Genomic DNA, 10,167 nt, shown 5'->3' with positions numbered 1-10,167 from the left:
GCCGAAGAAAGGGGAAAAAGCCGGGTCGTTCTCGTGCGGGACGAAAATGTCCTGGACATGGGGGGAATGATAGATCGCGACATCCTATCGGCCATGCTGGACAGGGGTTTAACCGCCCTCATGGACACGGCAGACCCCGCCCGGGCGTGGAAGAAGCTGGTGTCCCCCGGCGACACGGTGGGCATAAAAAGCAACGTCTGGCACTACCTTCCCACCCCGGAGCCCCTCGAGACGGCGATAAGAGGTCGCCTCACCGGCGCGGGGGTCAAAAGGGAGGACATTTCCGCAGACGACCGGGGGGTGCTCGGAAACCCCGTCTTCAAACGCGCCACGGCGTTGATCAACGTGCGCCCCATGCGGACCCACCACTGGTCGGGCCTCGGCACACTCCTGAAAAACTACATCATGTTCGTCCCAAAACCCCGGGAATACCACGGGAACGGGTGCGAGGGGCTCGGCGCTATCTGGCGCCTGCCCCACGTTGCCGGCAAAACGCGGCTCAACATCCTGGTGATGCTCACACCCCTTTTCCACGGCACCGGGCCCCACCATTTCAACCGCCGCTTTACCTGGCGGTATTGCGGCCTGATCGTGAGCCGGGACCCGGTTGCGGCCGACGCGACGGGGGCCAGGATCATCCAGGCCAAACGAAACGCCTTCTTCGGAACGGAAAGGCCGATCAGCCCGCCGCCACGGCACATAGCAGCGGCCGAGGACCGCTTCGGCCTGGGCAACAGCCGTCCTGAAGGGATCTCCCTCATCAAGCTGGGCTGGGAAAAAGATATTCTCGTCTGAAGAGATTTTACGGGCCGATCCGTAAAAGGCCGGGTCGCTGCCGGCCCGTGCCAATCAAAGACCCAGTGCCTCGCACACCAGGAACACCTCTACGGCAGAGGCCGACGGTTTCTTCTCCATGATCGTCACCACGTTGCAGATCCGCTGGGGGGAGTCGCAGTCGGCGCATATCCCCGTCACGGCGCAGGGGGTCCCGTACCCGAGGCGCTTCGCGTTCATGGGTGCGACAAAATCCTTTATCCTTCTCACGCCGCTTTCGGCATCCTTCACGATCTTGTTTCCGCCTGCAACGACGACCACCCTTTTCGGCCCGAAGGCCATTGCGTTGACCCGGTTTCCCGTCCCGTCGATGTTCACCAGCTTCCCGTCGAGGGTCACCGCGTTCGTCGAGGTGAGGAAGAGGTCGCAGGTGAGCTGGCCCAGGCGGATCTCCTGCCGCTCCTCCGGGGTCAGTCCCGGCAGGCCGTGGTTGAGCAGCTCCTTGCCCTTCTCCTTCATCGCCTGGCGGATCTTCAGGGCCGCAACGGTCAGGGAGCCGCCGAACCCGATGGAGCCGGCCTCCTCGCACTCTTTGATGATCGCGCTCCTCGCCTCGTCGATGGTGTCGAACACTCTCGCGCCGAACCGGTTCTTCTGCAGGCCCTGCGCACAGGCGTCGGCGAGCACTCTGTAGTGCCACCGGTACATCTCGATGCTTCTTTCCATTCTTCCTCCTGGGGGTCAGTTCCCATTTTCTCACATTTTTTTTATTACCGTACTTTACCAATTACCCATCGTCCCTCATAGGGCAAAAATGCGAAAAACCTGAGGATATGGGAACTGACCCCCAATGCTTTGGAATATTGAAAAAATTTTTGTTAGAATGCTTTTTAGACTATCCGACATAGGCAAAAAAAACCGGGGGAGCGGGGAGGAGCTATCAAACAGCCAGATTCACGAGGCCTCCCCCTCCAGATAGCACCCAGGGAGTTTTCGGGACACTCTTTTAGCGAGAGTGATCTATCAAAGGAGGTGTGACATGAGGGGATCGGTAAGAACACTGGGAGTTCTCTTTCTCTCGCTGGCCACGCTCTTTTTCACGGGCCAGTCTCTTGCGGCAGATACCTACAAGGTCGGCGTCGTCACGTTTTTGTCCGGTGGCGCGGCAGGCCCCTTCGGCGTCCCTGCAAAAAATGCCGCTGATGTGATCGTTGAAGCTTTGAATGCAGGCACGGTTCCCGCCCCTTACACCACGAAAGGGTTTGCAGGGAAGCAGATCGAGATGGTTCTCATCGATGAGGCAGGAGGAGCCACGGAGCAGGTGACGGAATTTCGGAACCTGGTCCAGCAGAAGAAGGTGGACGCCGTGATCGGCTACATCTCCAGCGGACACTGCCTGGCGATCGCCCCCGTGGCGGAAGAGTTGAAGGCCCTGACGGTGCTCTTTGACTGCGGCACTCCCCGGATCTTCGAGGAAGCGTCCTACACCTACGTCTTCCGAACCGGCCCCACCGCCACCATCGACAACGTGGGCGCCGCCCGCTACATACTCGACATGAAGGCGGACCTCAAGGGCGTGTCGGGCATCAACCAGGACTACGCCTGGGGCCACGACTCGTGGAACGACTTCATCAGCACCCTGAAGGTGCTCAAGCCCGACGTGGAAGTCAAAAACGAGCTCTTTCCGAAGCTCTTCAAGGGACAGTACGGGGCGGAAATATCGTCACTGACGGTGAACAAGGCCGACTTCATACACTCGAGCTTCTGGGGGGGCGACATGGAAGCCTTCGTGCTCCAGGGCAGCGCCCGGGGCCTCTTCGATGACCAGCCCGGGGTCCTGACCACCGGCGAGACGGCCATGTTCCGTCTCGACATCCCCGAGGGAACCATCATCGGCGGACGGGGGCCATTCGGCGTGTTCGCTCCCGAGAGCGCGCTGAACAGCTGGTTCAGGGAAAACTACATAAAGCGCTTCGACACACCGCCCACCTACCCCTCCTACAAGATGGCCCAGGCATTTCTCGGCTTGAAGACTGCCATCGAGAAAGCGGCAGCCGCAAAGGCCGATTTCACCACCGCAGACGTCATAAAGGCCTTCGAAAATCTTGAGTTCGAGGCACCGAGCGGCACGGTGATGATGAAAATCGGCAAGGGCCATCAGGCAGTGCAGGGAACCGCCTACGGGCAGTTCACCAAGAAGGACGGAAAACCCACGGTGAAGAACGTGAAGCGCTTCTCTGCAGACTGCGTGAGCCCGCCCGACGGGATATCGAGCGCAGACTGGATCAAGGGAGGGATGAAAGGAGCCAAATGCGAGTAAGTAGGGCCGGGCTTACCACATGAAGCTTTTGCTCGTCATCCTGATCGACGGCCTGGTCTACTCGTCCTGGCTGTTTTTGGTGGCCGCAGGCCTCACCCTCATCTACGGGGTGATGCGGATCTTGAACATGGCCCACGGCAGCCTGTATGCCGTGGGCGCTTACGCTTCCGCCTCGGTGGTGGGATGGTACTACGCAACGGGATACCCGCCTGCCGCAGGCTACGCCCTGTTCATATTCTGCGCCATGGCCACGGGCCTTATCGCGGGAATCCTGATCGAGCGGGGGATCTTGCGCTTCGTCTACGGAAAAGACGAGGTGATCATCCTGCTCGTCACCTATGCGGTCCTTTTGATCCTGGAGGACGCCATCAAGCTCATCTGGGGGGTGGACGCCTATTTCGCCATCCAGCCCTACAAGGCGCTTGGCAGGACGAGCATCATAGGGGTCCCCTTCGCGAACTACGACCTCGCCCTGATCGCCGTGGCCGTCCTCGTGGGGTTTCTGCTCTGGTACGGGTTGAACAGGACGCGCCACGGGAAGCTGCTCCGGGCCGTCATCCACGACCGGGAGATCAGCATGGCCATGGGCATCAACGTGCCCGCCATTTTCGCCGCCACCTTCGCCATCGGGAGCATACTCGCTGCAATCGCAGGCGGGCTGATCGCCCCGTCGCTCTCGGTGGTACCCGGCATGGGCATCGAGGTGATCGTCATCGCCTTCGCCGTCGTGGTAACCGGCGGGCTGGGGAGCATCGGCGGGGCGCTGCTGGGGTCACTGCTCATCGGGATATCGAGAGCCGCGGCGGTGCACCTTATCCCGCAGGGTGAGGTCCTGGTCATCTTCGTGATCATGGCGACGGTGCTTGCCGTTCGCCCCGAAGGGATATTCGTGCGGGCGAAAGAGAGGAAGATATGAGCCGCGGGAAGGACAGGACGATTCCCCTCCTGACCCTGGGGTTCTCCCTTCTTCTGGCTGCGAACTTCGTCATGCCGAGATGGCTCTCCTTTCTCGTCATGGTGTCTCTCGCCAGGTCCCTCGTGGTGATCGGGATCGTGGTGCTGATGCGATCGGGGCTCGTCTCCTTCGGTCAGGGGTTCTTTTACTGCATCGGCGGATACACGGCCGGAATCGCTGGCAACTACTTCGGGATAACGGACATCTCCCTCACGCTTCTGATCTCCATCGCCATATCCGCGCTGGCAGGGGGCCTCATCGGGCTGCTCCTGTGCAACTACCGGGAGATCTTCTTCGCCATGCTGACGCTGGCCGTCTCCATGATCCTCTACAGCGTCATCGTCAAAAACCCGACACTCGGGGGGAGCGACGGGTTCAACGTCTCTCCCCCGCACATCTTCGGCATATCGCCGGACATGGCGGACCCCGGGCTGTCGCTGCCCGCCGTTACCTGCATCGTCGTCTACCTCGTATCTGTCCTTATCCATCGCTATTTCAAATCGGGGCTCGGCTACGCCGGTGTCGCCGTGCGCCTCAACGAGATCCGGGTCGAATATCTCGGCGCCTCCCCGAAAGTGATCGTCTACTCGAAATACATCCTTGCAGGCGTGCTCGCCTCTATCGGCGGGACCCTCATCGCCTACGGGACGGGCCACGTTGACCCGGAGCTCGCGTACTGGACCACGTCGGGCGAGTTCGTCTTCGTTGGGCTGCTCGGGGGCGTGAGCCACGTGGCGGCGCCCGTGATCGCCTCCGTCCTGTTTCAGGTGCTGCGCAGCTACGCACTGGATCTGGCCCCGTACGTCTGGCAGATGCTGCTCGGCTTCGTGCTCCTGATGATAATCCTGTTCCTTCCGGAGGGGCTCTGGTCCGTCATCGCACGGCTCAATCCGAAGAGGAGAGGTGATGAAAGCGCTCCTTGAGGTACATAACCTGTCGAAGAACTTCGGCGCCGTGGTTGCAGCGGAGGACATAAACGTCACGATCGGCGAAAAGGAGGTTGTGGGCATCATCGGGGCGAACGGCGCCGGAAAGACCACCTTCGTGAACATCATCACCGGCTACGTGAAGCCCACGGGGGGCACCGTGCGCTTCCAGGGAATTGACATCACGGGCCAACCGCCGCGTAAGATAATCCGCATGGGCATCTGCCGATCCTTCCAGATCACCCAGCTCTTTCCGGATATGGACGTGTGGGAAAATCTCATGGTCTCCTGCACGCTCCTGAACAACCCCCTCAAACGCCTGACCCGTCCCTTCGACCAGAAGGGGTTCCGGGACCGGGTGATGGGCACCCTCGAGGAATTCGGCATCAGCGAATATGCCAACGAAGCGGCATCGACCCTGCCCCAGGGAGTCCGCAAGCTCCTCGACGTCGCCATGGCCATGATGGGGCCTACAAACCTGCTCCTTCTGGACGAGCCCACGAGCGGCGTGGCGATCCACGAGAAATTTCCCCTGATGGACACCATCATGGAGAGCGTGAAATCAACGGGAGCAGCGACGATATTCATCGAGCACGACATGGACATCGTGCAAAATTACACCGACCGGATAATCGCCTTCTACGACGGGAGGGTCATCGCCGATGGGCCTGCCGCCGATGTGGTCAAAAACGAAGAGGTCATCAGGTACGTGATCGGCCAGGAACCGGACGGGGAAGGATGACCATGCTCGAAGTTTCCCATCTGAATGTTTTCTTCCAGAAGACCCACATTTTGCGGGATGTGTCCCTGGACGTGGGAAAGGGATCGATTGCGGGAGTCATCGGGAGGAACGGCGCGGGGAAAACCACGCTCATGAGAACGATCATGGGGCTCACGAAAGTAGAGTCGGGCAGGATCGTCATCGGCGGCTCGGAGGTGACGATGGAAAAGGCCCACAAGCGTCCGGCCCTTCGGGTGGGGTACATGCCCGAAGACAGGAGGCTCATCCCCGACCTCACCGTCGAGGAGAACGTGCTGCTTCCCGTGTGGGCCACGGCTGCAACCGGTTTCAGGAACCGGCTCGAATGGGTGTACGGGCTCATGCCGGAAGTCGAGGCCATGTCCAGGCGCAAGGCGCTCCAGCTCTCCGGCGGCCAGCTCAAGCTCGTGGCGCTTGCCCGGGCGCTTATCATCGGGGAAAAGCTCCTGCTTCTCGACGAGCCCTTCGAGGGTGTGGCCCCGGCACTTGCCATGCGCCTGGCGGAGGTGCTGCGTACCCTCAGGGTGGAGGGGATCGCCATCCTTCTCTCCGCCTCCGATGACACCTATTCTGCGGATCTCGTGGAGAACTCCTTCACCATCGAGAGAGGGGAGATAATCGCCAGGAACCGGGCAGGGAGCACGAATGAGATAGAATAAGAAGGTGGCACCAGGCAGCATTCAACTTCCGCTTACAAGGAGGTCGTTATGTTCGAATATTCATCCCCTCACGACACGGTTTTCACGGTCCGCAACGTGACCGTCAAGTTCGGAAACGGGGTCATCAGCGAGATCGGCTACGATGTGAAGAAGATGGGCCTTTCCTCGGTCCTGCTGGTGACCGACGAGAACATACGAACGAACACCGGTATCATAACGACCTGCGCGAAGCACCTGGATGAATATGGCATCGACGTAGAGATCTACGACCAGACGCCCATAGAGCCCATCGACACGGGCGTGCTCGAAGCGATAGAGTTCGCAAAGACCAGGAACTTCGAGGGGATCATCGGTATCGGCGGCGGGAGCAGCATCGACATGGCAAAGATGATAAACCTCTACACCACCTACCCGGCCGATTTCTACGACTTCATAGCTCCCCCCACGGGAAGGGGGAAAGAGGTTCCCGGACCGGTAAAGCCGATGATCGCCGTGCCCACCACATCCGGCACGGGGAGCGAGAACACCCCCGTGGCCGTCGTGGACCTGACGAAGGAAAAACTGAAAGTGGGCATATCCCACCCCTACCTGGTGCCGAACCTGGCCATTCTGGACCCCACCCTCACGATCACCCTCGACCCCTACTATACGGGCGCAACGGGTCTCGACACCCTGCTCCACTCCATCGAGGCGTACACATCCATCCCCTACTATTCCCGTCCCCGCCCCGCTTCCCCCGACAAGCGGCCCGTCTACATCGGGTCGAATCCCGTCTCCGACCTCTTCGTGGAAGAGAGCATCAAGCTGGTGGGGAAATATCTCAGGCGCGCCTATTACCAGCCCTTCGACCTGGAGGCGCGGGAGAAGATGCTCCTCGCTACCCACCTGGGAGGAGCCTTCGGAAACGCGGGAGTCCACGTCCCCCACGCGCTCGCCTATCCCATCGCCGGGAGAAACCATGAGCTTCCCCACGGCATAGCCGTGTCTCTCACCGGCCCGAAGGGCCTCGAGTTTCTCTCCCCCGCGGCGGAAGAAAAGCTGGCGAAAGTGGCCCGCTGGCTGGGCCAGGACTCGGAAGGCCTGAGCACCCGCGAGGCGGCGTTTCTTGCAGGCGAGGGCTTACGGGACCTCATGAGCGACCTGGGCCTGGCCCGGGGTCTGAAATACGCGGGCTTCGACGAAAAGGACGTAGACGAACTGGCCGAGGCGGCGATGCAGGTCCAGCGTCTCCTCACCATGTCCCCCCGCAGGGTGGAACTTCAGGACGCGAAGGATATTTACCGGGGAAGCCTGGAGAACTGGTAGTGGGGTCAGTTCCCATTTTCTCACATTGGGTAAAAATGCGAAAAACCTGAGGATATGGGAACTGACCCCTGATATTGCGTTAGAATAGAAATATGCTGCCATGGTGGGTGGAAGCGGTCATGGTTCGTCTGCAGGAGAGATTCGCAAAATCGGTCTTGACCCGGTCACAAATCCCGGGGGTGGACTACTGCGTAAATCCTTATACGGGATGCATGCATGCCTGCAGGTACTGTTACGCCGATTTCATGAAGCGCTTTACCGGCCACAAGGAAAAATGGGGAAGTTTCGTCGACGCGAAGGTGAACGCGCCCGGCGTCCTCGCCAAAGAGCTGAAAAAGAAGCGAGAGGGCAACGTGATGATCAGTTCTGTCACCGACCCCTACCAGCCGGCAGAGAAAAGGTACCGCATCACGAGGGGATGCCTGGAGGTCCTTATCCCCTCGCGTTTTTCCGTGCAGATCCTTACCAAATCCCCTCTCGTTTTAAGAGATCTGGACCTTCTAAGAAAGTTCGATGACATAGCGGTGGGAATCACGGTCACCACCGACGACGATGGGGTGAGGAAAGTCTTCGAGCCCGGGGCTCCCCCGATAGAGGAGCGCATCGAAGCGCTCAAAAAACTCCGTGCCGCCGGGGTTTCGACCTACGCCTTCGTGGGGCCCGTTCTCCCCATGAACCCGGAGCAAGTCGCAGCAGCTATCGGCCCGCACGTGGAGAGCGTTCTCATCGACAGAATGAACTATACCGGCAAAACAGCCGGTTTATACCGCTCCAGGAAACTTACCCTCTGGCTCGACGATGACTTCATCCACGACGTCATGGGCAGGCTCGCCGCAGCCTTTGACGGTATCCCCGTCGAACTCTGTTGACGGAATCCTCCTTCCGGCTTTATAGCAAACTGGGGGGGGCAGTTTCCATTTCCTTGCATTTATTCTAATTTTCTGAGGAAATGGGAACTGACCCCATTATCGCGGGCATGGGGATCACTATATATCATTGATTTGAATCCGGTTGGGAGGGAAGATCATGAAAATCGACGAAGGCACGTGGGAATTTTTCCAGAAGCATCTCGGATACAGCGATGAAGAGATGAAACTATTCAGAGAAGACCCGAGAAACGAGGACGTAATTGTGAAAGGGCTCGGATTGATGAAAAAGCAGATCGTCCTCGAGGTGGTTGCTTCACAGGGCTGCAACAGTCAGCACCAGGTGGGAGACAAGCTCTACTTCGACGGCGCGGGAAACCTCATAACGAAGCGCTGTCCGAAAAGGGTCTGCGTCTACGCCCTTTCTTCGGCCGCCAAGTTGATTTTCGCATCGAATGAACTCTTCTTCGCAGGTGCCGACCCGAACGATATGAGATTCAAAAGGGTCGGCTGTTTTGACGTGGGGGTACGCTGCGGGGGCTGGGGGAACATCGTCATGGAGCTCCGGATGGAGGACAGATAGGGCTTACGCACAGGTCACGGGAATGTTTTCCCCCTTCATTCGTTCGGGCTCCCAGATAGGCGAACCATATGTTGTGGATTAGAAATTACCCATTTGTGGTGAATCTTCCGGGTACAACCTCCCCGCAGTCCGGGCAGGCGCCGTCCACGATCCTGTTTTTATGGATCTCCATCACGTAGCGCTCAATGAGCAGGGCCCCGCAGTTGGCGCAGCAGGTGCTCTGACGGGGGTGCCCGGGGTCGTTCCCGACATAGACGTAGCGCAGGCCGGCCCCTTGTCCCGCCGCAAGGGCCCGATCGACGGAGGAGGCCGGTGTCGGCTCCAGATGGGATAGCTTGTACTGGGGGTGGAATATCGTCACGTGCCAGGGGGTGTCCTCGCCGAGGCGCTCTGCGATCCAGGAGGCGATCCCCGCAAGCTGCCCGTCGTCGTCATTCATGCCCGGAATGAGGTTTGTGACCACCTCCACGTGGAGCCCCATGCTCCTTGCCTTCTCCGTCACCCTGAGGATCCCCTGAAAATCCGATACGTTGGCCACCTTTCTGTACCCCTCTTCCGAAAATGCCTTCACGTCCACCCGGTACACGTCGAGGTGCGGCGCGATGAGGGAAAGTGCCTCCTCCGTGATGTAGCCGTTGGTGACGTAGTTGGTGAAGAGACCCCGCTTTTTTGCTATCCGGGCCCCGTCGAGGGTGTACTCGAACCAGAGGGTGGGCTCGTTGAAGGTCCAGGAGATACCGCTGCACCCCTGGTTCTCCGCGAGGCCGACCAGATCCCTCGGGGTGAGATGATAGGTCGAAACGAAGCCGGCCATGTGGGCGATCTCGAAGTTCTGGCAGCCGGGACAGCGGAAATTGCAGCCCAGGCTCCCCACGGAAAACCAGGTGCTTCCCGGGAGAAAGTGGTACACCGGCTTTTTCTCGATTGGGTTTATCGAGGCCGAGGAGACCTTCCCGTAGGTCAGGCTGTAGAGCGTCCCCTTGCTGTTCAGCCTCGTCATGCACCATCCCCGCCTGCCC

At 59.7% G+C, this 10,167-nt stretch carries 11 protein-coding genes; 9 read left to right on the top strand and 2 right to left on the bottom strand.

The annotated features are described in order from the left end of the window. Window positions 1-795 (top strand): DUF362 domain-containing protein (locus tag GTN70_05375; protein NIO16414.1); only part of this gene is annotated, 795 nt, incomplete at its 5' end. Window positions 796-849: 54 nt separating this feature from the next. Here GTN70_05375 and GTN70_05370 read toward each other — a convergent pair. Then, the gene (locus GTN70_05370) at window positions 850-1,500 is read right to left on the bottom strand and encodes a lactate utilization protein (GenBank protein NIO16413.1); all 651 of its coding nucleotides are present in this window, start codon (window positions 1,498-1,500) and stop codon (window positions 850-852) included. A 313-nt stretch (window positions 1,501-1,813) separates the two neighbouring features. Here GTN70_05370 and GTN70_05365 point away from each other — a divergent pair, with 313 nt between their 5' ends. The 8 genes from GTN70_05365 to GTN70_05330 all read left to right on the top strand — a co-directional run bounded on the left by GTN70_05365 (window position 1,814) and on the right by GTN70_05330 (window position 9,148). Further along, a complete protein-coding gene (locus GTN70_05365; protein ID NIO16412.1) occupies window positions 1,814-3,094 on the top strand; it encodes an ABC transporter substrate-binding protein in 1,281 nt (426 codons plus the stop codon). A gap of 19 nt (window positions 3,095-3,113) precedes the next feature. Beyond that, window positions 3,114-4,010: a branched-chain amino acid ABC transporter permease gene (locus GTN70_05360; protein ID NIO16411.1), complete on the top strand. Its 897-nt coding sequence runs from the start codon at window positions 3,114-3,116 to the stop codon at window positions 4,008-4,010. Continuing rightward, window positions 4,007-4,972 carry a branched-chain amino acid ABC transporter permease gene (locus GTN70_05355; GenBank protein NIO16410.1) on the top strand — a complete coding sequence of 322 codons (966 nt, stop codon included), beginning with the start codon at window positions 4,007-4,009 and terminating at the stop codon, window positions 4,970-4,972. Before GTN70_05360 ends, GTN70_05355 begins: the two co-directional genes overlap by 4 nt. After that, window positions 4,956-5,717, top strand: coding sequence for an ATP-binding cassette domain-containing protein (locus GTN70_05350; GenBank protein ID NIO16409.1), 762 nt, complete (start codon window positions 4,956-4,958; stop codon window positions 5,715-5,717). Before GTN70_05355 ends, GTN70_05350 begins: the two co-directional genes overlap by 17 nt. A gap of 2 nt (window positions 5,718-5,719) precedes the next feature. After that, entirely contained in the window at window positions 5,720-6,394 is a 675-nt protein-coding gene (locus tag GTN70_05345; protein NIO16408.1) for an ATP-binding cassette domain-containing protein, read from the top strand. Between the two features lie 48 nt (window positions 6,395-6,442). Next, window positions 6,443-7,699 carry an iron-containing alcohol dehydrogenase gene (locus GTN70_05340; GenBank protein ID NIO16407.1) on the top strand — a complete coding sequence of 419 codons (1,257 nt, stop codon included), beginning with the start codon at window positions 6,443-6,445 and terminating at the stop codon, window positions 7,697-7,699. 92 nt (window positions 7,700-7,791) lie between these two features. After that, window positions 7,792-8,568, top strand: a complete 777-nt coding sequence (locus GTN70_05335; protein NIO16406.1) for a radical SAM protein — start codon at window positions 7,792-7,794, stop codon at window positions 8,566-8,568. A 157-nt stretch (window positions 8,569-8,725) separates the two neighbouring features. Then, the gene (locus GTN70_05330) at window positions 8,726-9,148 is read left to right on the top strand and encodes a hypothetical protein (GenBank protein NIO16405.1); all 423 of its coding nucleotides are present in this window, start codon (window positions 8,726-8,728) and stop codon (window positions 9,146-9,148) included. 85 nt (window positions 9,149-9,233) lie between these two features. Here GTN70_05330 and amrS read toward each other — a convergent pair. Continuing rightward, window positions 9,234-10,167, bottom strand: a 934-nt coding sequence (gene amrS / locus GTN70_05325) for an AmmeMemoRadiSam system radical SAM enzyme (protein NIO16404.1), incomplete at its 5' end; no start/stop codon positions are given.

It is taken from the genome of Deltaproteobacteria bacterium (assembly GCA_011773515.1).
GTDB lineage: Bacteria > Desulfobacterota > Deferrimicrobia > J040 > J040 > WVXK01.
The sequence above is the reverse complement of the archived record's forward strand: the minus strand, read 5'-3'. Positions and strand labels throughout refer to the sequence as shown.

What these genes read in the sequence shown, in the direction of transcription:
- GTN70_05355 (NIO16410.1), top strand. Translation starts at nt 4,007, where the DNA reads ATGAGCCGCGGGAAGGACAGGACGATTCCCCTCCTGACCCTGGGGTTC.
- GTN70_05340 (NIO16407.1), top strand. Translation starts at nt 6,443, where the DNA reads ATGTTCGAATATTCATCCCCTCACGACACGGTTTTCACGGTCCGCAAC.
- GTN70_05360 (NIO16411.1), top strand. Translation starts at nt 3,114, where the DNA reads ATGAAGCTTTTGCTCGTCATCCTGATCGACGGCCTGGTCTACTCGTCC.
- GTN70_05365 (NIO16412.1), top strand. Translation starts at nt 1,814, where the DNA reads ATGAGGGGATCGGTAAGAACACTGGGAGTTCTCTTTCTCTCGCTGGCC.
- GTN70_05345 (NIO16408.1), top strand. Translation starts at nt 5,720, where the DNA reads ATGCTCGAAGTTTCCCATCTGAATGTTTTCTTCCAGAAGACCCACATT.
- GTN70_05350 (NIO16409.1), top strand. Translation starts at nt 4,956, where the DNA reads ATGAAAGCGCTCCTTGAGGTACATAACCTGTCGAAGAACTTCGGCGCC.
- GTN70_05370 (NIO16413.1), bottom strand. Translation starts at nt 1,500, where the DNA reads ATGGAAAGAAGCATCGAGATGTACCGGTGGCACTACAGAGTGCTCGCC.
- GTN70_05335 (NIO16406.1), top strand. Translation starts at nt 7,792, where the DNA reads ATGCTGCCATGGTGGGTGGAAGCGGTCATGGTTCGTCTGCAGGAGAGA.
- GTN70_05330 (NIO16405.1), top strand. Translation starts at nt 8,726, where the DNA reads ATGAAAATCGACGAAGGCACGTGGGAATTTTTCCAGAAGCATCTCGGA.